The sequence below is a fragment of the Amycolatopsis coloradensis genome, assembly GCF_037997115.1.
In the GTDB taxonomy this organism is placed as follows: Bacteria; Actinomycetota; Actinomycetes; order Mycobacteriales; family Pseudonocardiaceae; genus Amycolatopsis; species Amycolatopsis coloradensis_A.
In genome coordinates this window covers 4,494,267-4,514,819 of the sequence record NZ_CP150484.1, presented here as the reverse complement: position 1 = coordinate 4,514,819, position 20,553 = coordinate 4,494,267, and the positions used below count along the sequence as shown (strand labels likewise).

Here is a 20,553-nt window from a genome sequence, read left to right as displayed (position 1 = left end):
TCCCCAGTTTGGTCTTTCACCGGCGAGGCCGATTCCCGCGCAAAGCTCCGAGAGAGGGGAAACTTTGTTCGAATCGCGGTATGCCGGGCCGGGTTTCGGCGAATCCCTGCTACCGGGACACGACCTCAGGTCCGAAGTGCACGCATTACGACAAGAAGATCTCGAAGAAGAAAGACATCGTCATGATCTGTCAGTCCGGCCCGTTGTGGGACATCTGCGTCGACCGCGGCGTCACCCGGAGGCCGGGCGGAGTACGAGGCTGACGAAACCGAAGGCTTCCCGGTAGACGCGTAACCATTCATCTCGATGGGTGGCTGCCGCGGCAAGCGCGTGAGGACTGTCCGGACGATCGAGGCGGTCCGCCACGCCGAGATTCTGCGCGGTATGCGCAGCCAGTCGTCGTACCGACTCTTCCCCCAACGGTGACGCCACCGGATGACGCGCATGGGCAAGCCGGGAAATCCGTTCACGTCGCGAACAGGACGCCGAGGACCTCAGACCTTGCGTCCGACCCCGGCGTAGACGTCGTCCGGTTCGATGTCACGGAGGCCGGGTTCGGGATGCCAGTGTGGCGCGCTCACCACACCGGGATCGATCAGCTCCAGTCCGTCGAAGAGCGCGGCGACCTCGGCGTAGGGGCGGAAGTACATGGGATCCCTGCTGTTCTTCATCGCCTCGGTGACCGCCGCCATTTCCCGGGGCGCGTGGTCGGCGGTCAGATGCGACAGCGCGACCAGGCTGCCTGCCGGCAGTGCCTCCCGGTAACGGGCGACGATCTCGGTGGGGTGCAGGCTGTCCGGGATGAAATGGAACACGGCCACCATGAGCAGCCCGATCGGCTGGCCGGAATCCAGCAAGGCCCGCACCGCGGGCGAATTCAGGACCGCCTGAGGCTCGCAGAGGTCTTCCTCGACGACGGCGGCGTTCGGGTTGCCGTCCAGGATGAGGCGGCTGTGGGCGACGGCGACCTTGTCGTAGTCGACGTAGACCACCTGACATTCGGGATCCATGGCCTGGGCGATTTCGTGCACGTTCCCGACCGCCGGGATCCCTGAACCCAGGTCGAGGAACCGGGTGATGCCCTGTCCGACCATGTACTGCACGGCACGGCGAAGGAACGCCCGGTTGGACGCGGCGACCTGACGGCCAGAGGGCAGGACCGCCATGACCTTCTCCCCGACAGCGCGGTCGGCGTCGAAATTGTGGCTACCGCCGAGCAGCCAGTCGTAGACCCGTGCCGCACTGGGCACCCGGATGTCGACCCCCTCCGGAACCCGTTCACCCGCCACGGACACCGCACCTCGCACTGTCTCGACTCTCGGTACACCGCTGTCGCCGGTACGGTACCGACTGCGATACCTCACCCGAAACCGTTTCGCACACCGGCCACTGAAGTACAAGAGGAACAAAGCCGGTCAACGGACGGTCGCGATCGAAGGAGGTTCTCCTGGGCGGCGCGGTGCCGCCGTCGGCGATCATCCGGCCGTACCCGCACTGAAGCCGGCGGCGGGTTGACCCTGACGCTGGGGCAACCCGTCAGCATGGCCGCCATGAGCACGAAAGACAGCCATTTCACGGTCCACCGGGACGGCGTCGCGATCCAGGTCTCCCGCGGCGGCCGGGGACGGCCGCTGGTCCTGTGTCCCGGGCTCCTCACGACTCAGGCCGACCTGCGCGAGCTGATCGAGCTGCTGCGCCGCGACCACGACGTGATGACCTTCGACCTCAGGGGTCATGGCCTCTCCTCGTCCGCGGACCGGTACACCTTCGAGGCGTTCCTCGGCGATTTCGGCGCCGTCATGGCGGAGTTGGAAGACCACGCGCCCCTGCTCGTGGGGCATTCGCTCGGCGCGGACCTGGCCGTGCACTACGCCGCCGGTCATCCGGATGCCGTGTCCGGGCTCGTCCTCATCGACGGCGCGAATCCGGTACCCGAACCGTTCCTCACCGAGGCCGACCTGCCGGGGTTCCGTGCGATGGCCGAGGGACTGCGGCACGAGTTCGAGCGGGTCGCGGGCACCGAGCGTCAGGTGCTGCTGACTCCTCAGGACTTCCTCGATCTGAACATCGAGATCGAAGCGGTGCGCTCCGGCATCCTCGACCGGTACCGGAAGATCGACCGCCCGATCCACCTCATCATGTCGACCTCGATGGCCGGGAACAGCGACGACGATCAGGCGCGGTGGCGCAACGAGAATTGGCGGGCCGGAGTCGAACGGCTCGTCCGGGAACGGCCACACCTCACCACGTCGCGGCTCGACGCCGACCACCGGCTCGTCGTCACCCACGCCCGGGAGATCTCCCGGTTGATCCGCGAGGCGACCTTCTGACCAGCACGCGGGTCGAGGACACTGGACAGATGCTGACCATCGGCGAGCTGGCGTCGTACGCGGGGGTGACGGTGCGCGCGGTGCGGCACTATCACGCCAAGGGCCTGTTGCCGGAGCCCGGGCGCGACCACTCCGGCTACCGGAGGTACGACGCCGGTGCCGTGGTCGAGTTGATCACGATCAGGACTCTCGCCGAAGCAGGGGTCCCGCTGTCGCGGGTGCGGGAACTGCTCCAGGCCGGGGAGAGGGAATTCGCCGCGGCGGTCACCGACATCGACAAGCGGCTGCGCGCCGAGATCCGGCAGCGGCAGCGGCATCGCGAGCGGATCGCCCGGCTCGCCTCCGGGGACGGTCTGGTGCTGCCCCCGGAGGTGGTCGAGATTCTCGACCGGCTGCGGGCGCACGGTGTCGACGAGCGGATCGTCCAGGTCGAGCGGGACGGCTGGATCCTGCTGGCCGCGCATTCACCCGAGCGAGTCCCGGAGTGGGCGGCGCGCAAGAGGGAGCAGATCACCGACCCACCGCTCATCGATTTCTATCTCACCCTGGGACAGGCTCTCGACCGGGCAGGCGACGATCCCGAACTGGTCGAGCTGGCCGACAAGCTGGCCGTCTACATCACGCGGATGGCCGACGAGCGGGACGAGGCCTATGTCGGCGACACCGAGGTCACCCCACCGTTCGCCGATCTGATGGACACCCTGGCCTTCGACACCGCCCCGCCGGCCCGCCGCCTGATCGAGCTGCTGAGAACGCGAGGCTGGACCGGCTGGACGAAGCTGGAACGCGTGGCCCCGGCACCGGACACCGCCGTTCACCCTGGCCGCGGCACGAGAATCTCCCGTCACAGAGCCGGTTCATCCTGTCGTACGACCACACCGTCACACTCCCACCAAGGCGACGACTCCGAGTCCCAGCAAGATCACGCCCACGACCGAATCCAACGATCTCTTGACCGGCGGCCGGTTCAGGAACGGGTGGAGACTTCCGGCCGCGAACGCGAACCCGAACAACCACAGGGCGCTCACCGTGACATAGATGGCGAAGAGCACGAGCTCGGCGCCGAGGGCCGACGCCGCCGAGCCCGGGAGGAACTGCGGAAGAATCGACAGATAGAACAGGCCGATCTTCGGATTCAGGCAATTCATGAGCAGTCCGCGCAGGAAGAAACCCGTGTTCCCGCGACCTTCCCGGTTCGGCGCGGGAGCCGGCGGCGACAGCGCGGAACGCAGAGCCATGACCCCGAGCCACATCAGGTAGGCCGCGCCGATCACCGTGACGACCCGGAACGCCACACTGCCGTTGGCCGGCAACGCCGATAGCCCCACCACCGAAGCGATACCCCACAAGACGATGCCGAGCAGGACCCCGGCGGCGGTGCGCACCGCCGCCGGACGTCCGGCGGCGGCACTCGTCTGGAGCAGGAGCGCTTGATCCGGCCCCGGAACGATGACGATGACCGCCGCCGCGGCCGTGAAAGCGAGCACAGTGAACAGTGTCAAGCGATCCCCCGGCGGGTTCAGAGGGCCGTACCGACATCGCCGACATGGGAAACACCGTGATCGTCGCACCGGCTCTGTACCTCGGCGAGCAGCACCCGCAACAGTGAGGCGAGTTGAGCCCGCTGCTCGTCGCTCAGCCCGGAAATCAGTTCGAGTTCCCGCTCGAGCACCCGGTCGACGGTCTGCTCCACCAGCGCGTGCCCGGCCGGGGTCAGTGTCACGTACACGCTGCGGCCGGGCGGTTCGGTGTGCCGCTCGACCAATCCCTCGCGTTCCGCGCGGGCCACCCGCTGCGAGATCGCTCCCGCCGTGACCAGGGTCGACCTCGCCAGTTCCCTGGTCGTCAACGAGTACGGCGGCGAGCTGCGCCGGAGCACGCTGAGCAGGTCCAACGTGGCCGAATCGACGCCGGAGTCGAAGAGGACACGGCGGCGGTCCTCGCCGAACACCTTGGCCAGCTGCCACACCCGGGTCACGATGCCGATGGACTCGGTCGACGTTCCGGGCCGTTCGCGCTGCCACGCCGCCTCGATCTCGTCCGCCGCGTCCGGCGTCGGGTCCTGTTCGGCCGCTGCACTCATCCAGACCTCCACCACGGTTGTCGCCAGACGCCGCCCAGCCTATCATTTAGACCTAAACGTGACAGGGATCGGCGAACACGAAGGAAGTCAGATGACTCGGACAATCCTGGTCACCGGTGGGGGCACCGGCATCGGCAAGGCCGTGGCGGCGAAATTCGCGGCGTCGGACGCCGTCGTGCACATCACCGGACGACGCAAGGACGTACTGGTCGCGACGGCGGCCGAACTGGGCTCGTCGGTCCGGCCACTCGTCTGCGACAGCACCGATCCCGAGCAGGTCGTCGCCTCGCTGGCCGAGCTGGACGGACCGATCGACGTGCTGGTCAACAACGCCGGCGGCAACGCCGACTTCGATCTCCCCGAGCGGGATGGGCTCGCCGGAGTCCTCGCGCGGTGGCGGGCCAATCTGGACGCCAACCTGATCAGCGCGGTGCTGACCACCACCGCCGTGGAGAGCAGGCTGTCCGAAGGCGGATCGGTGATCCACATCGGGTCCATCGCCGCCGACCAGGGTGCCGGATCGTACGGCGCGGCCAAGGCCGGGCTGGCGTCGTGGAACGTCGACCTGGCCCGCCGGCTCGGCGCCCACGGGATCACCACGAACGTGGTCGCGCCTGGCTACATCCGGGAAACCGAGTTCTTCCGGGACAAGCTCCCCGCCGAGCGGGCCGAGCAACTGGTCGACGCGACCTGCACCGGCCGTGCCGGGATTCCCGTCGACATCGCCGAAACGGTGTACTTCCTCGCTTCCGCGGGCGCTCGGCACATCACCGGACAGACTCTCGGAGTCAACGGCGGCGCCCACCCGAGCAGGTGAGGACCAGTGCGGCTCCGTCATCCTCACCGTCCTCGCGTCGTTCCACGACCTCGGTTCCATGAGGCGAGGACGAAGCTGCCGTCACCGGCGTCATCTCGTAGGGTTACGGTTCCGGGGCGCCGGCCCCGGAGTGGCCCAGGCGGAGAAGGAGCACGGCGGTGGATGGGCGGCGTCGAAGACCGTTGTGGCGGGCCATCGCCTCCGCCGCCGAGGTGGCGGGTCGTCGTGACAGCTGGGCACAGACGGTCTGTCTCGCCTGTGTGGAGACCTTGGGCCAGGTGGACGCGGCGATCCTGGCGTTGCGGGGTGGTTCGCACGCCGAGGAGGTCTTGGGCGCCAGCGAACAGGGGGCCGCCGACCTCGCGGAAGCGCAGTACACCGTCGGCGAGGGGCCCGGCGTGGAAGCGTTCACGAGCGGATCTCCGGTGCTGGTCCCGGATCTGAATATCGAGCAGGTGCGCTGGCCTGGTTTCGCGCAGGCGGCCCTCGCCAGCGGGGTGGCGGCGATGTTCGCGTTCCCGCTCCAGCTCGGCGCCATCCGGCTCGGCACCCTGGAACTGATTCGCCATAGTCCCGGCGGGCTGCCCAGCGACGAGCTGAGGGATGCCGTGCTGGCGGCGGATCTCGGCGCTGCGGCGTTATTGCGGCAGGCGCGGTCGGCAGAGGCCGAGGGCCACGAATTCGCCCCGGAGCCGGTTCGGTCGTACCAGGATGTCAATGTGGCCACCGGAATGCTGGCCGCTCAGTTGCACATCGGCCTCGATGACGCCTTCACCCGCCTGCGCGCACATGCCTACAGCCGGAACCGGTCGATCCTGGAAGTCGCCCGTGATGTGCTGAAACGGCGCATCGTCCTGGACGAGCTCGCCGAATGAACCGTCGACCTGGAGGAAACATGAGTCGTCATCCAAGGGCTGGCGGCGATCCCGGCACGCTGCCCTCCGACCTGACCGGAGCAGTGGCCGCCATAACCGCGCGCCTGGTCGGCACGCCGGACAACGACACCGTGCTGCGCCTGATCCTCGATGTGGGTACCGAGTTGCTCGGGGCGTCCGCGGCCGGTGTGCTCCTGTCGCGCCCCGGTGGCGGACTGGAGGTGGTGGCATCCGCCGGGAAGACGCGGTTCCTGGAATCGCTGCAGACCGACATCGATCAGGGACCGTGCGTCGATTCCATCGCGATGGCCACCGTGATCAGCTCGACCGATCTCGCGGAGGACGGTTCGCGATGGCCGAAGTTCGTCCCGGCGGCGCTCGCGGCCGGATTCCGCGCGGCGGTCGCGGTCCCGTTGCGGCTGGACGGGCAGGCGATGGGCGGATTCAACCTGCTCTACGACACCGAAATGACACTGGAGCGGTGGCAGCTGGAGTTGGCGCAGGTCGTGTCGGATCTGGCGGTGCTCGCGCTGGTGCAAGAACGCGGTGGCCGCCGCTCGGACCGGTTCCTGGAGGCCACGGTCACCGCGCTGAACGGCCGGGTCCAGCTCGGCCAGGCTGTCGGCGTCGTGGCGGGAACACTCGGGATAGAGCCGGCGGCGGCCCAAGCCGCGATTCTCGCCTACGTCCACGAAAACGGCCGGGCGTTGCGTGAGGTGACGGGTGCGATCACCGGCGGCACCCTCGACCCCGCCGTCGTTGCCGGGGACCAGGACAGCGCCTGAGCCCAGCCACCGTAGTCGGGATCGGCGGTACCGTCGGCCTGCGCGTCGACGACCGCCGCGATCCGGGAGGCCTCTGCTTCGCGTCCGGCGCCGCCGCTCAGACCGTCGAGCGCCTGGGCGGCGTCATTGCGGGACGAGGTCGAATCCTTCTTGCAGAAGACGACCGCGCGCTACCTGGCGGCGGGCGACCGCATCAAAGAGGCCGCCCAGAACTGACGGCTTGGAAACTCCGCGGGTCGGGCGCCGGGTGCTCATGTCCCGAAGTGGGTTTCGTGAATCACCATATTGCCTTACCCCTCACAGCAATCCGGTACCTCGCTACGAAAGCGTGAAGCCCAGTTCCCTGCCCCGCGTCACGAGTTCCTCCCGGGCCTCGGGATGCGCGACATGGTCGACGATCTGCCGCGCCTGCTCGTTGGAATCGTTGCCCCAGATGGTCGCGACGCCGTGTTCGCTCACCAGGAAGCTGTGCTGGAACGACGTCACCGGCCCGGCCAGCCGCGGCACGACCGTCGAGACGTCGGCCTTCGGATGCCACGACGGCAGCGCGATGATCGCCCGCCCGCCGGGTGAATGCAGCGCCCCGACCACGAAATCGGTCTGGCCGCCGAATCCCGAGTAGATCGCCCCTCGCACCCGGCTCGCGTTGGCCTGCGCGAACAGGTCCACCTCGAGCGCGCTGTTCACCGACACCAGGCCGCGCTGCCGGGCGATCACGGCGGGATCGTTCGTCTTTTCCGTGCGTAGCAAGCGGATCCGCGGATTGCGGTCGAGCCATCGGTACAGTTCCGCGGTACCGAACACGAACGACGCCGTCACCGGCACAGCCGGATCGAGGGCACCGGCGCGGTCGAGCGCGAGAACGCCGTCGCTGAACATCTCGGACCAGATCGCGAGTCCGCGTCGTCCGGTCACCGCGGCCAGTGTCGCGTCCGGGATCCCGCCGATGCCCAGTTGCAGGGTCGCGCCGTCCTCGACCAGTCCGGCCACCCGCTCACCGATGGTCCGCGCCGTGTCCCCCACCGGCCGCGGGACCGGCGACAGGAGCGGCTCGGCCACATCGAGGGCGTAGTCGATCTCGCTGACCGGAAGGAGCCCGTCACCGTGGACGAACGGCATCTCCGGGTTGACTTGCGCGACGACAAGGCCACCCCTCGCCCGCACCGCCTCGACGGCCGCGGGCAGGATGTTCACCTCCGTGCCCAGCGACACCACGCCGTCCACCGGCACCGAGGTGTGCAGCAGGACGACGTCCGGCGGCAACGCGGTCTTGAGCAGTTGCGGCACCAGCGACAACCGCGAAGGGAAGTACCGCAGACCGGCGCGGCCGCGCATCCCCGCACCCACGAACGGCGTCTCCAGCAGCACCCCTTCGCGGTCCGGCATTCCCGCCTGCGCGTTCAACGCGAACAACCGGTACTCCGCCAGCGCGGCGTCCAGCACGTTCAGCGCCCGCATCGGGGTGGCGAAGTTCCCGCTCACCACCACCCTGGGGCGTGACGCGGGAACGCCCGCCAGGACGGAACCGAGCTGACTCTCCGACAAGACGCGCATGAGCCGATCATGCCCGAGGGGCCGCGTGGCTGGTCCGGAGGATGTCCCGCACCGCGGCTTCGGGCTGTCGACGCCGGAGCCCGGCTACCGCTACTGGCCCGAGGAGCACGCGGACGTGGTCACCGGGTTCCTCGACGCGCTCGGCATCGAGGGAACGACCCTGGCCGGGCAGGACTGGGGCGGACTGATCGGCCTGGCCGCCGCTCAGCGACGGCCAGGCGCCTTCGATCGGCTCGTGCTAGCGAACACCTGGGCCTGGCCGCGGGCCGCTTCCTGGTCCGGCGGTTCAACCTCCTCGTCAACACCTTCATCCCCACCGGCCACCGACGGCGGAAACCCACCGCGGCCGAGATGACCCAGTACCGCCGGGCACTGGACACCCCCGCGCGGCTGCAGGCCTCCGCCGTACTCCCCGGCCGGACCCTCGCCGGCAAAGCCTTCTTCAAAGAGGTCGAAGCCGGTCTCGCCGACGTCGCCCACCTGCCGACGCTGATCATGTGGGGCGACGCCGACATCGCCTTCCGTCCCCAGGAACGCGAACGCCTGGAGGCGACCTTCCCCGACCATCGGACCGTGATCGTCGAGGGCGCCGGCACCTACGTCGAGTCCGACGCCTCCGAGGAATTCGTCGCCGCGCTCCGCGGCTGGCTGGAGATGCGGCCCGAAACGGGCTGAACCGCCGCGACCGTTCAGGGCTGGGTTTCGAGCCAGTCCCGGAAGGTCGGACCGGCCAGCTTGGCGTGCGGACCGGGCAAGAACCCGCCTCGGGCGGCGATGTCGCCGTCGGGCACGCCTGCCGCGTCGGCGTCGGCGACCTTGATGCCCAGGCGGGCGCCGACGAGCCGGGCCGCCTCCGCCATGATCTCCCGGCGTGGGCCGGCGATCTCGGGAATCGACGGTCCCGGCGCGGCCGGAGCGGTGGCCAGATCGACCAGTTCCTCGGCCACGGCGCGGCAGGCCACGAGCTGGGTGGGCATGGCCGGGACGTAGGCGACGCCGTCGCGGCGCCAGTCGAGCAGCTGAACGACGAATTCGTGGAATTGTGCCGCCCGCAGCAGTCGGACCGGCAGCGGACCGGACGTCAGGAACTCCTCGTGGTCCTTCTTGGCGGCGAGGAAACCGGTGGTGGCGTTGTCGACGCCGATGATGGAGGCCGCGGCGATCCGGGTGACACCGGCCCTGCGGCCTTCCTCGTGCAGAGTGCGGGCCGACGTACGGAAGAACTCCGTCGCCGCCTTCTGGTCGGAAGCGTGCCACGAAGCGACGTCGATGATGACGCCCACCCCGGTGAGCGCCTCGGCGAGACCGTCACCGGTGACGATGTCCACGCCAGTGGCCCTGGACATCGGCACGACTTCGCACTCCCGTTCGGTGAGGACGTCGACGACGTGCCGTCCCAGCCGCCCGGTCGCTCCCGCCACCGCGAATTTGTTCATGTCTCAAGCCTTTCTGGGTTCGTCGGAGTGGGCTCAGTCGGTGTAGTTCCGGCCGGGTGGCATCCCCGGGATCGGCTTGGCGATGAGCGCGGCGGGGGCGAAGAAGGCGATATGGGCGATGGTCATGACGAGCGTCCAAAGTGCCTTGTGGTCGTAGTGCGCGGATGCCTTGGCGTACAACTCATCGGGGACGCGCTCCCCCGACGCGTTCGGGGTGAAGACGGCCTCCACCAGCTCCAGCGCGACCCGTTCGGCGTCGGTGAAACACCGGGCGTCGTGCCAGGTGACCACGGAGGTGATCCGCTCTTCGGTTTCCCCGAGCCCCCGCAGCGCGCCCGTTTCACGGACGACGAAATACGTGCTGCCGAGCAACTGGCCCGCGCGCAACTGCACCAGGCCGACGGTCGCCGCGGGAAGGGCACCGTTCTTGATGACCTGATGCAGACCAGCGCCTACTTCCCCCAGCTCGGGTACGAACGGCAACGGATTGGGCATACGTGACCGCGGGCCCGTCGTCGAGGTTGTGGACATGATCGGGATTTCCTCACTCGTGTCGTGACGTGACGAGCAAGAGATCCCGGTGGCAGGCCCCGTGTGACAACCCGGTCGTGTGGCGCGGGCCACTGTCACAAAACAGTGGCGGCCGGGGTCGTATGGCAAAGCACGATCGACAACGAACAGGCGGGGACCGGCGATGAGTGGACGACGCGAGGCGCACGGCGCCATGGATCCGGCGACCGAAGCGTTCGTGACCCATCGCGATCTGCTGTTCACCGTGGCCTACGAGATGCTCGGATCGGCCACCGACGCCGAGGACGTCCTGCAGGAGACCTGGTTGCGCTGGGCGGGCGTCGCGCTCGAGACGGTGCTGGACCCGCGGGCGTTCCTGGTCCGCATCACCACCCGGCAGGCGCTCAAACGACTACGGACGCTCGGCAGGCGCAAGGAGTCCTACGTCGGCCCGTGGCTGCCCGAACCGCTGCTGACCACGCCCGATGTCGCCGAGGACGTGGAACTGGCCGCCAGCGTCTCGATGGCGATGCTGCTGGTACTGGAAACACTCGCGCCGACCGAGCGAGCGGTCTTCGTGCTGCGGGAGGTTTTCGCCGTCGGCTACGACGAGATCGCCAAGGCCGTCGACAAGACTCCCGCCGCCGTACGCCAGATCGCCCACCGGGCGCGAGCCCACGTCGCCGCGCGCAGACCGCGCGGCACCGGGTCACCGGCCGAGCACCGTGCCGCGCTCCAGGCGTTCCAGGCTGCGGTGGAAACCGGCGATCTGCAGGGTCTGCTCGACATCCTCGCGCCGGACGTCGTCGCGCTCAGCGACGGCGGCGGGGTGAAACACGCCCTGCTGCGGCCGATCGTGGGCGCGGACAAGGTGGCTCGTCTCCTCGCCGTCGGCTGGTGGAAACGCGACGCGGAAAGGTCCGTCGAACAGGTACAGGTCAACGGCGGCCCCGGCTTGCTGGTCCGCGTCGGCGGGGAGATCGACGGCGTACTGGCGGTACGGGTCGAAAGCGGCTACGTCACCGGCGCCTACCACGTCCGCAATCCCGAGAAACTTTCAAGCGTGACAAGGGAGATCACCGTGAGCCGGTGAACGGGGAACGGCCCGCCCGCAGAAGAACCCGCGGGCGGGCCGGGGCTTCACGGTGCCCGCCGGGTCACTCCCGGACGGCGGCCGGGGCCGCGTCCCTCGTGGGTTCGGGATCGACGGGCCCGGAGGGCACCTTGGCCACCGGCCTCCCCCGCCGCCGCCGGATCTCGAATCCGACGAGGATCAACGCGAGTGTCACCGCGCTGAGCCAGAACTGCGAGCGCGTCGACGGCAGCAGCGCCATCGCCAGGATCACCGCGGCCATCAGCGCGATGGTGGCGTAGCTCAGCCACGGGAACAGCCACATCTTGAGCGTGAGCTTGTCCGGATCCTCCCGTTCCAGCCTGCGGCGAAGCCGCACCTGCGCGAGCGCGATCGAGAGGTACACGAACAGCGCGACGGCACCGTAGGAGTTGACCAGGAACTGGAAGATCAGATCCGGCGAGGTGTAGGCGGCGATGACGGACACGTACCCGATCGCGGTCCCGGCCAGGATCGCGCGCCGCGGCACACCGCTGCGGGAAAGCCTGGTGAAGGCCTTCGGCGCGTCGCCGTTGCTGGTGAGCGCGAACAGCATCCGCGACGAGGTGTACAGCGCCGAGTTCAGGCAGGAGAGCACCGCGGTCAGGACGATCGCGTTCATGATCGTGGCCACGGCCGGGATGCCGAGCACCTCCAGCACGGCCGCGTACGGACTCACCGCGGTCGCCGGATCGTCCCAGGACTTGATCGCGACGACGAGGAACACCGAACCGACGTAGAACAGCACCACCCGGAAGATGATCGACCGCATGGCCTTCGCGATCGCCTTCTTCGGTTCCGCGGACTCGGCGGCGGCGATGGTGACGATCTCCGCGCCGGTGTAGAAACCGATGCACGGGACCACCGCCGCGAGTACCGCGCCGATCCCGAGTGGCGCGAATCCGCCGTGAGAGACCAGATTCGTCAGTCCACCTTGGGCACCCGGCCAGAAGCCGAACAGGTACAGGGCACCGACGACCAGGAAGACGACGATCGCGACGACCTTGATCGAGGAGAACCAGTACTCGAACTCGCCGTAGGACCGGGCCGAGACCATGTTGGTGCCGGTGAGGATCAGGAGCAGGCCGAGACTGAGCACCCACAGTGGCACGTCCGGTACCCACAGCTGCAGGATCCGGCCGCCCGCGACGGCTTCGACCGCCACGACGATGACGAAGAAGTACCAGTACATCCAGCCGACGGCGAAACCCGCGCGGTTGCCGAGCGCTTCCCTCGCGTAGACGTAGAACGAGCCGAGCGCGGGTTTGGCGATCGTCATCTCCGCGAGCATCCGCATGATGAGCACGGTGATCAGGCCGGCGATGAGGAACGAGACCACCGCGGCCGGACCGGCCGACTGGATGACCACGCCGCTGCCGACGAACAGCCCGGCACCGATGACGCCGCCGAGGGCGATCAAGTTCATATGTCGCTGCTTGAGCCCTGGTTTCAGGCCGCTGCTCTGTGCCGGGTCGGACGCTGAAGTCACGTCTCCTCCTTCTCGCACGCACCGCCGGGGCGGTGGCGCTGGGAGCTCCATTGTGGTTCCGGTCACCGTAGGAACAAGTCGGGCCCTGAGCGAGTGCCAGTTACGATGTGGGAAAGGGGTCCAGATACCACTCAGGACGGCTTGCGCGTCGCCAAGGCCAGCAGTTCCGCCGCCGGGCCGTCGAGGCGCCGTCCGGCGGGCCAGACCGCGCGCAGGACGCGGCCGAAGTGGACACCTTCCACCGCGACGACCACGAGATCGTGTCCGGCGACGTCCAGTGCGCTGATCACCGCGGGGCCCGCTCCCGCGAGTACGGCGTTGCGGACGGCGGACGCGGAACCCAGCTCCAGCAACGGTTTCACCGGCTCCACGCCGGCCTCGCGCAAGGCGGTGCCGACGGTCTCCCTGGTTCCGGAGCCGTGTTCCCGCACCACGAGCGGCGTGCTCGCCAGCTCCGCCGGGGTCAGCCGACGACGTTCGCGCGCCCAGGGATGGGTGCCGGAGACGACCACCACGAGATGGTCCCCCGCGACTTTCCACGACGCGAGACCGGGCAGCGCCCCGGGCGACTCGACGAAGCCGAGGTCGACCTTGCCCTGGCGGGCCAGTACGGCCACCTGATCCGAATTCGTGACCTCGAGGCCGAGGTAGAGGCCGGGGTTCGCGCGGTTGAGCTCGCCGATCCAGCCCGGGACCAGGTGTTCGGCCAAGGTCATGCTCGCCGCGACGCGGAGCTCTGCCTCGTGCCGGGTCCGCAGGGCCTCGGCGCCGTCGAGCAGCCCGTCGAGCTCGGTGAGCACGCGGCGCGCCCAGCCGGCGATCACGCGACCGTCCGGGGTGAGCGCGGAACCGCGGCGGGTCCGGTCCATCAGCACCAGACCGAGTCGTCGTTCCACAAAGGACAGACGCTTGCTCGCCGACACCTGCGCGATCCCGAGGGTGGCGGCGGCCTGCCCGATGCTGCCCAGTTCGCCGACGAGGACGAGCAGGCGCAACGAATCCAGCTCCGGTGCTGTCATAGCTAAACTGCATGACCTACCCGCCGCATTCCCGGCTACCGGCACCGTGCTTTCCGCACGACGCTCGTCAGCATGAGCACCACGTATGCGCGGCGGACGAAGCCGCATCTGATCGGTCTCGCCGTCACCGCGCTCGGTGTGGCCGTCGCGTATCTGCTGAGCACCGCCGTTCCCGTGCTCAGCGCCCTCACGCTCGCGGTCGTGCTCGGGGTGCTCGCCGGCTCGCTGCCGGTACTCTCGGACGGCACCAGGCAAGCCATCGCGAAGGTGACGAAGAAGCTCCTGCGCGCCGGTGTCGTCCTTCTCGGTTTGCAACTCGCGCTCCCTTCGGTGCTTTCCCTCGGTCCTGGCACCCTGCTCGCGGTCGTGCTGACGGTCGGTCTCACGTTCCTCGGCACGCTCGGGCTGGGCAGGCTGATCGGCGTTCCGCGCGGTCTCGCGATGCTGGTCGCGACCGGGTTCTCCATCTGTGGCGCGTCGGCGATCGCGGCGATGGAAGGCGTCGTCGAGCGTGAAGACTCCGACGTCGCGACCGCGGTCGCGCTGGTCACCTTCTACGGCGGCCTGGCGATCGCGGCGGTCCCGCTCCTCGGCGGCCGGCTGGGCATGGACGCGCTGCGGCTCGGCGGCTGGGCCGGGTTGAGCGTGCACGAGGTCGCGCAGGTCGTCGCGGCCGCCACCCCGGCGGGGACCGCCGCAGTCGCGGTCGCCGTGGTGGTGAAGCTGAGCCGGGTCGTCCTGCTGGCGCCGATGGTCGCCGCGGTCAGCGTGCACGAACGCCGTCGCCGCCCGTCCGCCGGCGGGAAGCGCACGCCGCTGGTCCCGCTGTTCGTCCTCGGTTTCCTGGCGATGGTGGTGGTGCGCAGCACCGGGATCCTGCCGGGCGTCGCACTCGACGTCGCCAAGGTGGTCTGCACGCTGCTGCTGGCGGGTGCGCTCTTCGGGCTCGGCTGCGCGGTCCGGATCGGCACCCTGGTCCGCACCGGTGGCCGGGCGCTGCTGCTCGGCCTGCTCTCCACGTTGCTCGTCGGCACCATCGCCTACGTCACCCTTGCCGTACTCGGCTAGCTTGGACGGCGCTCAGGAGCGCGAGCGTCTCGATGTCGGAGGCCGAGCAGCCGCGGGAGAGGTCGTTGAGCGGCGCGGCGAGTCCTTGAAGGATCGGGCCGAGCGCGACGGCGCCGCCGAGCCGTTCGGCGATCTTGTAGCCGATGTTGCCCGCGTCCAGATTGGGGAAGACGAGGACGTTCGCGCGGCCGGCGACCGCGGATCCGGGAGCCTTGGCCGCCGCGATCGACGCCACCAGCGCGGCGTCGAACTGCAATTCTCCGTCCACGGGAAGGCCGGGTTCCCGCTGCCGCACCAACGAAGTCGCCTCACGGACGACGTCGACGCGCTGATGGGCGGCACTCCCCTGCGTGCTGAACGACAGCATCGCGACCACGGGGTCTTCGCCCGTCAGGCCGCGATGGGTCGTCGCCGCGGCGAGCGCGATGTCCGCCAGCTGCGCCGCCCCCGGTTCGGGCACCACGGCACAGTCCGAAAAGGTAAGCCGCCGTCCGTCCCGGAGCAGCAACAGGAAGCAACTGCTCAAAGTGGACACTCCCGGCGCGAGGCCCACGACCCGCAGCCCCGCGCGCAGGACGTCGGCGGTCGGCCGGGTCGCCCCGGCGACACAGGCGTCCACAGTGCCCGCCCGCAAGGCGGCGGCCGCCACGAAAATCGGATCGCGCCGGGCGGCGTCGAGGTTCTCCGGACGACGCGCGAATCCCGCTGTCAGCGCGGCCCCGATCCCGTCGTCGGCAAGGGCGTCCGCGACGTCCACGATCAGGTCGTCCGTAGCGCCTGCCGCGCGAAGGCGCGCCCCATCACCGAAAAGCAGCGGCCGCACGACTCCCTCGTCCCGCAGCGTCAGTGCGGCGCGGACGGCGCGATCGTCGTCGCCGTCCGGCAAGGCGACGCGGAGATCCCGGCCGCGCAACGCCGCCCGCCATGCGTCGAGCGTGGCGTCCGGCGTGACCTCGGTGGTCAGGCTCATCGAAGTACCTCCACGGACGAAGTGGGGGCCGCCGCAAGACGGCGACCCCCACCGGGTGAACAGAGGATCAGGGCTGGACGGCCTTCTCGACATCGTTGAGCATCGCGTCGACGCCGTGGAGAAGCTCGGTGAGCACCTCGCGATCGGCGACGAGCGGCGGCGAGATCATCAGCATCGTCGCGCCGCGATCGTCACCGCGGAGGATGACGCCCGTGCGCCGGAACGCCTCCGGGAGCACCTCGCGAAGCACCTTCAACGACTCCGCCTCGGTCAGCTCCCGGCCGCTGTGGCGGTCAGCCATCAGCTCGATGGCGTAGAAGAACCCGGTGCCGCGGACGTCCTTGACGCAGCGGTGCGCGGACTTGAGCGAGTTCAGCGCGGCGAACAGCTCCGGCCCCTCGGTGAGCACGTTGTCGAGTACCCGCTCGTCCCGCATCGCGGTGAGGTTCGCGACGGCGACGGCGGTGGCGACCGGATGCCCGCCCCACGTGGCGCCGTGGGTGAAGACGCCACCCTTCGGGGAGTCGTACAGCTCGGTGACCAGCTTCTCGCGCACGATCACCCCGCCGAGCGGCGCGTAGCCCGACGTCGATCCCTTGGCGAAGGTGATCAGGTCCGGCACGACCCCGGTGACACCGTGCCCGAACCAGTGCCCCAGCCTGCCGAACGAGCAGATGACCTCGTCGGACACCAGCAGGATGCCGTACTTGTCGCACAGGGCGCGCAAAGCGGGCCAGTACCCCTTCGGCGGCACCAGCGCCCCGCGGCCGTTCTGCACCGGTTCGGCGAACAGCGCCGCGATCGTCTCCGGCCCTTCCTCCAGGATGACCCGCTCGATCGCCGTGACACAGTCCAATTCGGACGCCGGACCGCAGTCTCCCAGCAGTCCCAACGTGTTCGGCACGTGCCGGACGCCCGGCATGAGCGGGCCGAAGGGCTCCTTGATCTTCGCCAGCCCGGTCACCGAAAGGGCACCGATGGTCGTGCCGTGGTACGCCATGTCCCGGCTGATGATCTTCGTTCGCTCGGGCTCCCCCTGGCTGCGGTGATACTGCCGGGCGAACTTCAGCGCGGTTTCCACCGCCTCCGAACCCGAGTTGACGAAGAACGTCGTCCCGAGGTCGCCGGGCGCGAGCTCGGCCAGCAGCGTGGCCGCCTCGATCGCGGGGGTGTGCGCCGAACCCCAGTTGCTCGCGTAGGCCAGGGTGCCGACCTGGTCGGCGGCCGCCTTGGCGATGTCTGCCCGCCCGTGGCCCATGTTGACGCAGAAGAGCCCGGCGAGCCCGTCGAGATGACGGCGTCCTTCGGTGTCGATCAGGTGGCTTCCCTCGCCGCGTACGAACACCGGGAAATCCGAGGCCCAGGTGTCCTTACGGGTGAAGTGCGGGCCGAGATGCCGTCGAGCCTGCGCTCGCAGCTGGGTGACGTCCACCGGAGACCTCCTTCGAGACACGAGTCTGTGCTTTGACTTTCGCAACCCGGCTGGCACCGGCCCAGCACCAGAGCGGCGACGATCGATGGGTCCAGTTGGCGCTCGCGGGACGCAGTGTCGGGGAGAGCTCTTTGGGGAGCCGGGTCCTTAACGGACTTGGGCCCTGGGCGCGGGCCGCCACGGTCGCCCCAGGAGCATCATGGGTTACACACCTGGCCGTGAAGGCCTCCTTCACTACCTTCAGGGTAGGTAAGGAGGCCTTCACGGNGCTGAGCCGAGGGAAGGGGGCCTTCACGCGCTAAAAACGAGACCTAGACGTAGTCCTTGTACTTCTCCAGGAACCGCACGGGCTTGGACAGCGCGTCCCGGCGGAACGGGTCGCCCAGCTCGCGGGTGCACATGATCTCGATGACGGTGGTCTTGCCCTCGTTCATCTGCGCGTCGACGGCACGCTGCAGGGCGGGGCCGACCTCGTCGAGTTTCTCGACGACGATGCCTTCCGCGCCCATCGCCTTGGCGATCCCCGCGAAGCTCTCGCTCTCCAGCTCGCCCGCGACGAACCGCCGGTTGTAGAAGTCGACCTGGTTCTTCTTCTCCGCGCCCCACTGCCGGTTGTGGAACACCACCGCCGTGACCGGGATGTCGTGCCGGACCGCGGTCATGATCTCACCCATGCTCATCCCCCACGCACCGTCGCCGGCGTAGGAGATCGCGGGCCGGTCGGGCGCGGCGGCCTTGGCGCCGATGATGGTCGGCAGCGCGTACCCGCAGTTGCCGAAGCTCATCGGGGCGAAGAAACTGCGCGGCTCCTCGAAGCGCAAGTAGCTGTTCGCGACCGAGTTGATGTTGCCGATGTCGGTCGACACCATCACCCGCGGCGGCATCGCCTTCTCCAGCTCCCGCAACACTTCCCGGGGGTGCAGCCAGTTGCCTTCCTCACTCTCCTGCTCTGCGATCATGTCGAGGCTGAACGGGTCGGTCTCATGGGTCCAAGCGTCGAGCTCGGCCTCCCACGCGTCCTTCTCCGCCTTGATCTTCGCCGCGCGAGCGTCCTTTGTGGAGTCACAGGCCAGTGTCCGGTCCGCCAGGCGCCTGGTCAGCGCGACCGCCGCGTCCTTGGCGTCGCCGCAGATGCCGACGGTGATCTTCTTGACCAGGCCGAGCATCTTGTGGTCCGCGTCGATCTGAATGATCTTCGCGTCCTTGGGCCAGTAGTCCATGCCGTGCTGCGGCAGCGTGCCGAACGGGCCGAGGCGCGAGCCGAGCGCGATCACGACGTCCGCCTGCGAGATCAGTTTCATCGCGGCCTTGGAACCCTGGTACCCCAGCGGTCCGCACCACTGCGGGTGACTCGCCGGGAACGAGTCGTTGTGCAGGTAGCTGTTCACCACCGGCGCGCCGAGGCGTTCGGCCAGCGCCTTGCACTCCTCGACGCCGTCGGCCATCACGACGCCGCCGCCGGAGATGATCACCGGGAACTCCGCCGTGGCCAGCAGCGCGGCGGCCTCGTCGAGGCTCCGCTCGCCGCCGGGGCCGCGGTCGAGCCGGGCGGGCTCCGGGATCTCGGCCTCGATCTCACCGTAGAAGAAGTCGCGCGGGATGTTGAGCTGCGTCGGGCCGAGTTCCGAGTGGGCCCGGTCGAAGCAACGGCCGGTGTACTCGGCCATCCGCTTCGGGTTGTTGACGTGCCCCTGGTACTTCGTGAACTCCTGGAACATCGGCAGCTGGTTGGCCTCCTGGAAGCCGCCGAGGCCGGTGCCCATCGTGCCCGCCTCCGGCGTCACGATGACGACCGGGCTGTGCGCCCAGTAGGCGGCCGCGATCGCGGTCACGCAGTTGCTGATGCCGGGACCGTTCTGCCCGATGACGACGCCATGCCTGCCGCTCACCCTGGCGTAGCCGTCGGCCATGTGCCCGGCGCCCTGTTCGTGCACGACCGGTACCAGCCGGATGCCCGCCGGCGCGAAGATGTCCATCGCGTCCATGAACGCCGACCCCATGATGCCGAAGATGTCGGTGACGCCGTTCGCCACGAGCGTCTCGACGAAGGCCTCGGACGGGGTCATCTTCTTCCGGCCGCTGACGACCACGCGGCCGTCACCCGTCTTCCGTTCCGTCATGTTGCGCTCCTTCGACAGGCAAGATTTACAAAAACCGATACGTGGCGTTCCTGAAATCAGGATGCGACCGACGATAGGACGCGGATCGCCGAGCGTCAACGTAGGATTCTGAAAAACGAGACGCCATGTGCTACTTTTCGGAAAATGGAGCTGCTTCGCGAACCCGATCCGATCAACGGGGACACGCCGACCATGCGACTGTTCTCCCTGCTCGAGCTGATCGCCGCCAAGGACCAGCTGGTCTCCCTGCAGGGCCTCGTCGAGGAGACCGGCCTGCCGAAACCGACTCTGCACCGCATGCTGCAGCAACTCGAAGGGGCGGGCCTGCTGGTCCGCCAGGCCGACGGCCGCCACTACGGCACCGGCCACCGGCTGCGACGGCTCGCGGAGAACCTGCTCCTCAACGCGACCCACCACGGCGCCCGGCACGCCGTCCTGCGCCACCTCGTCGACGAACTCGGCGAGAGCTGCAACGTGACCACGTTGTCGGGCAACGAGATCGTGTACCTCGACCGGGTGGAGACGCCGGAGCCGCTGCGGTTCTACCTCCGGCCCGGCTCCCGCGTGCCGATCCACTGCTCGGCCAGCGGCAAGATGATCCTCGCGCAGATGAGCCCGTCGCAGCGGCGGAAGCTGCTCGCGCACGCGCCGCTCAAGCGGTACACGAACAAGACCCTCACCGACCTCGACGCGCTCGAAGCCGAGTTCACCCGCATCCGCCGCGACGGGTTCGCGCTCGACGACGAGGAGTTCCTGCCCGGCTTGGTGTGCGTCGCCGTCCTCGTGCCGGGGCGCGCCAACCTCTGCGTCGCCGTGCAGGCACCCGTCATGCGCCTGACACCGGACAAGGCACTACAGACGCTGCCCGCACTCCAGCGCGCGGCCGAGGCGATCAGCCGAGTCGACGCCGAGGGCGCGTCCGAACCGGAAAGTGTTCCGTCGTAAGGAGTTCTC

At 69.0% G+C, this 20,553-nt stretch carries 21 protein-coding genes and 1 pseudogene; 11 read left to right on the top strand and 11 right to left on the bottom strand.

All coding sequences use genetic code 11. The features are described 5' to 3' along the window. Positions 1 to 80: 80 nt before the first annotated feature. Positions 81 to 263 carry a hypothetical protein gene (locus tag LCL61_RS21200; protein ID WP_340688442.1) on the top strand — a complete coding sequence of 61 codons (183 nt, stop codon included), beginning with the start codon at positions 81 to 83 and terminating at the stop codon, positions 261 to 263. A 231-nt stretch (positions 264 to 494) separates the two neighbouring features. On the opposite strand, the gene LCL61_RS21195 is transcribed toward LCL61_RS21200, so the two are convergent. Further along, positions 495 to 1,295: an SAM-dependent methyltransferase gene (locus tag LCL61_RS21195; protein ID WP_425342019.1), complete on the bottom strand. Its 801-nt coding sequence runs from the start codon at positions 1,293 to 1,295 to the stop codon at positions 495 to 497. A 255-nt stretch (positions 1,296 to 1,550) separates the two neighbouring features. Between LCL61_RS21195 and LCL61_RS21190 the strand changes: the two genes are divergently transcribed. Beyond that, entirely contained in the window at positions 1,551 to 2,330 is a 780-nt protein-coding gene (locus LCL61_RS21190) for an alpha/beta fold hydrolase (RefSeq protein ID WP_340688440.1), read from the top strand. A 29-nt stretch (positions 2,331 to 2,359) separates the two neighbouring features. Next, a pseudogene (locus LCL61_RS21185) lies at positions 2,360 to 2,509 on the top strand (MerR family transcriptional regulator); the annotation flags it as partial. Positions 2,510 to 3,211: 702 nt separating this feature from the next. Here LCL61_RS21185 and LCL61_RS21180 read toward each other — a convergent pair. Beyond that, positions 3,212 to 3,817 carry a LysE family translocator gene (locus LCL61_RS21180; RefSeq protein ID WP_340688643.1) on the bottom strand — a complete coding sequence of 202 codons (606 nt, stop codon included), beginning with the start codon at positions 3,815 to 3,817 and terminating at the stop codon, positions 3,212 to 3,214. Positions 3,818 to 3,849: 32 nt separating this feature from the next. Further along, positions 3,850 to 4,413 carry a MarR family winged helix-turn-helix transcriptional regulator gene (locus LCL61_RS21175; protein WP_340688439.1) on the bottom strand — a complete coding sequence of 188 codons (564 nt, stop codon included), beginning with the start codon at positions 4,411 to 4,413 and terminating at the stop codon, positions 3,850 to 3,852. A gap of 91 nt (positions 4,414 to 4,504) precedes the next feature. Here LCL61_RS21175 and LCL61_RS21170 point away from each other — a divergent pair, with 91 nt between their 5' ends. From LCL61_RS21170 to LCL61_RS21160, 3 genes are all read left to right on the top strand, one after another. Then, complete coding sequence (locus tag LCL61_RS21170) at positions 4,505 to 5,230, top strand: SDR family NAD(P)-dependent oxidoreductase (protein ID WP_340688438.1); 726 nt, start codon at positions 4,505 to 4,507, stop codon at positions 5,228 to 5,230. A 278-nt stretch (positions 5,231 to 5,508) separates the two neighbouring features. Then, positions 5,509 to 6,105 carry a GAF and ANTAR domain-containing protein gene (locus LCL61_RS21165; protein WP_340688437.1) on the top strand — a complete coding sequence of 199 codons (597 nt, stop codon included), beginning with the start codon at positions 5,509 to 5,511 and terminating at the stop codon, positions 6,103 to 6,105. Positions 6,106 to 6,125: 20 nt separating this feature from the next. Next, complete coding sequence (locus LCL61_RS21160) at positions 6,126 to 6,890, top strand: GAF domain-containing protein (protein WP_340688436.1); 765 nt, start codon at positions 6,126 to 6,128, stop codon at positions 6,888 to 6,890. 318 nt (positions 6,891 to 7,208) lie between these two features. On the opposite strand, the gene LCL61_RS21155 is transcribed toward LCL61_RS21160, so the two are convergent. Then, the gene (locus LCL61_RS21155; RefSeq protein WP_340688435.1) at positions 7,209 to 8,444 is read right to left on the bottom strand and encodes an acetyl-CoA hydrolase/transferase family protein; all 1,236 of its coding nucleotides are present in this window, start codon (positions 8,442 to 8,444) and stop codon (positions 7,209 to 7,211) included. A gap of 25 nt (positions 8,445 to 8,469) precedes the next feature. On the opposite strand from LCL61_RS21155, the gene LCL61_RS21150 reads away from it, so the two are divergent. Beyond that, complete coding sequence (locus LCL61_RS21150) at positions 8,470 to 8,799, top strand: alpha/beta fold hydrolase (RefSeq protein ID WP_340688434.1); 330 nt, start codon at positions 8,470 to 8,472, stop codon at positions 8,797 to 8,799. Continuing rightward, complete coding sequence (locus tag LCL61_RS21145) at positions 8,796 to 9,119, top strand: hypothetical protein (protein ID WP_340688433.1); 324 nt, start codon at positions 8,796 to 8,798, stop codon at positions 9,117 to 9,119. Before LCL61_RS21150 ends, LCL61_RS21145 begins: the two co-directional genes overlap by 4 nt. A gap of 14 nt (positions 9,120 to 9,133) precedes the next feature. On the opposite strand, the gene LCL61_RS21140 is transcribed toward LCL61_RS21145, so the two are convergent. Together LCL61_RS21140 and LCL61_RS21135 are read right to left on the bottom strand one after the other, a co-directional pair. After that, entirely contained in the window at positions 9,134 to 9,880 is a 747-nt protein-coding gene (locus LCL61_RS21140) for an epimerase (protein WP_340688432.1), read from the bottom strand. A 33-nt stretch (positions 9,881 to 9,913) separates the two neighbouring features. After that, positions 9,914 to 10,411 (bottom strand): carboxymuconolactone decarboxylase family protein, encoded by a 498-nt coding sequence (locus tag LCL61_RS21135; RefSeq protein ID WP_340688431.1) that lies wholly within the window; start codon positions 10,409 to 10,411, stop codon positions 9,914 to 9,916. A 163-nt stretch (positions 10,412 to 10,574) separates the two neighbouring features. Between LCL61_RS21135 and LCL61_RS21130 the strand changes: the two genes are divergently transcribed. Then, positions 10,575 to 11,483: an RNA polymerase sigma-70 factor gene (locus tag LCL61_RS21130; RefSeq protein WP_340688430.1), complete on the top strand. Its 909-nt coding sequence runs from the start codon at positions 10,575 to 10,577 to the stop codon at positions 11,481 to 11,483. A gap of 64 nt (positions 11,484 to 11,547) precedes the next feature. Here the strand turns inward: LCL61_RS21130 and LCL61_RS21125 are convergent, their stop codons facing one another. Both LCL61_RS21125 and LCL61_RS21120 read right to left on the bottom strand, forming a co-directional pair. Further along, positions 11,548 to 12,927, bottom strand: coding sequence for an amino acid permease (locus LCL61_RS21125; RefSeq protein ID WP_340688642.1), 1,380 nt, complete (start codon positions 12,925 to 12,927; stop codon positions 11,548 to 11,550). Positions 12,928 to 13,121: 194 nt separating this feature from the next. Then, complete coding sequence (locus LCL61_RS21120) at positions 13,122 to 14,009, bottom strand: LysR substrate-binding domain-containing protein (RefSeq protein WP_340688429.1); 888 nt, start codon at positions 14,007 to 14,009, stop codon at positions 13,122 to 13,124. A 72-nt stretch (positions 14,010 to 14,081) separates the two neighbouring features. Here LCL61_RS21120 and LCL61_RS21115 point away from each other — a divergent pair, with 72 nt between their 5' ends. Then, complete coding sequence (locus LCL61_RS21115) at positions 14,082 to 15,077, top strand: YeiH family protein (protein WP_340688428.1); 996 nt, start codon at positions 14,082 to 14,084, stop codon at positions 15,075 to 15,077. On the opposite strand, the gene LCL61_RS21110 is transcribed toward LCL61_RS21115, so the two are convergent. The 3 genes from LCL61_RS21110 to xsc form a co-directional block, all read right to left on the bottom strand. After that, the gene (locus LCL61_RS21110; RefSeq protein WP_340688427.1) at positions 15,055 to 16,047 is read right to left on the bottom strand and encodes a phosphotransacetylase; all 993 of its coding nucleotides are present in this window, start codon (positions 16,045 to 16,047) and stop codon (positions 15,055 to 15,057) included. The two genes, LCL61_RS21115 and LCL61_RS21110, sit on opposite strands and share 23 nt — an antisense overlap. A 67-nt stretch (positions 16,048 to 16,114) precedes the next feature. Further along, the gene (locus LCL61_RS21105) at positions 16,115 to 17,479 is read right to left on the bottom strand and encodes an aspartate aminotransferase family protein (RefSeq protein WP_340688426.1); all 1,365 of its coding nucleotides are present in this window, start codon (positions 17,477 to 17,479) and stop codon (positions 16,115 to 16,117) included. 311 nt (positions 17,480 to 17,790) lie between these two features. Beyond that, on the bottom strand, positions 17,791 to 19,599 hold the full coding sequence (gene xsc, locus LCL61_RS21100) for a sulfoacetaldehyde acetyltransferase (protein ID WP_125795585.1): 1,809 nt from the start codon (positions 19,597 to 19,599) through the stop codon (positions 17,791 to 17,793). Between the two features lie 144 nt (positions 19,600 to 19,743). Here xsc and LCL61_RS21095 point away from each other — a divergent pair, with 144 nt between their 5' ends. Continuing rightward, positions 19,744 to 20,544 carry an IclR family transcriptional regulator gene (locus tag LCL61_RS21095; protein ID WP_340688425.1) on the top strand — a complete coding sequence of 267 codons (801 nt, stop codon included), beginning with the start codon at positions 19,744 to 19,746 and terminating at the stop codon, positions 20,542 to 20,544. Positions 20,545 to 20,553 lie beyond the last annotated feature (9 nt).

Excerpts from the sequence above, each read along its gene's own strand:
- LCL61_RS21200 (WP_340688442.1), top strand. The coding sequence starts at position 81 with ATGCCGGGCCGGGTTTCGGCGAATCCCTGCTACCGGGACACGACCTCA.
- LCL61_RS21190 (WP_340688440.1), top strand. The coding sequence starts at position 1,551 with ATGAGCACGAAAGACAGCCATTTCACGGTCCACCGGGACGGCGTCGCG.
- LCL61_RS21175 (WP_340688439.1), bottom strand. The coding sequence starts at position 4,413 with ATGAGTGCAGCGGCCGAACAGGACCCGACGCCGGACGCGGCGGACGAG.
- LCL61_RS21170 (WP_340688438.1), top strand. The coding sequence starts at position 4,505 with ATGACTCGGACAATCCTGGTCACCGGTGGGGGCACCGGCATCGGCAAG.
- LCL61_RS21160 (WP_340688436.1), top strand. The coding sequence starts at position 6,126 with ATGAGTCGTCATCCAAGGGCTGGCGGCGATCCCGGCACGCTGCCCTCC.
- LCL61_RS21155 (WP_340688435.1), bottom strand. The coding sequence starts at position 8,444 with ATGCGCGTCTTGTCGGAGAGTCAGCTCGGTTCCGTCCTGGCGGGCGTT.
- LCL61_RS21145 (WP_340688433.1), top strand. The coding sequence starts at position 8,796 with ATGACCCAGTACCGCCGGGCACTGGACACCCCCGCGCGGCTGCAGGCC.
- LCL61_RS21140 (WP_340688432.1), bottom strand. The coding sequence starts at position 9,880 with ATGAACAAATTCGCGGTGGCGGGAGCGACCGGGCGGCTGGGACGGCAC.
- LCL61_RS21135 (WP_340688431.1), bottom strand. The coding sequence starts at position 10,411 with ATGTCCACAACCTCGACGACGGGCCCGCGGTCACGTATGCCCAATCCG.
- LCL61_RS21130 (WP_340688430.1), top strand. The coding sequence starts at position 10,575 with ATGAGTGGACGACGCGAGGCGCACGGCGCCATGGATCCGGCGACCGAA.
- LCL61_RS21125 (WP_340688642.1), bottom strand. The coding sequence starts at position 12,927 with ATGAACTTGATCGCCCTCGGCGGCGTCATCGGTGCCGGGCTGTTCGTC.
- LCL61_RS21120 (WP_340688429.1), bottom strand. The coding sequence starts at position 14,009 with ATGACAGCACCGGAGCTGGATTCGTTGCGCCTGCTCGTCCTCGTCGGC.
- LCL61_RS21115 (WP_340688428.1), top strand. The coding sequence starts at position 14,082 with ATGAGCACCACGTATGCGCGGCGGACGAAGCCGCATCTGATCGGTCTC.
- LCL61_RS21110 (WP_340688427.1), bottom strand. The coding sequence starts at position 16,047 with ATGAGCCTGACCACCGAGGTCACGCCGGACGCCACGCTCGACGCATGG.
- xsc (WP_125795585.1), bottom strand. The coding sequence starts at position 19,599 with ATGACGGAACGGAAGACGGGTGACGGCCGCGTGGTCGTCAGCGGCCGG.
- LCL61_RS21095 (WP_340688425.1), top strand. The coding sequence starts at position 19,744 with ATGGAGCTGCTTCGCGAACCCGATCCGATCAACGGGGACACGCCGACC.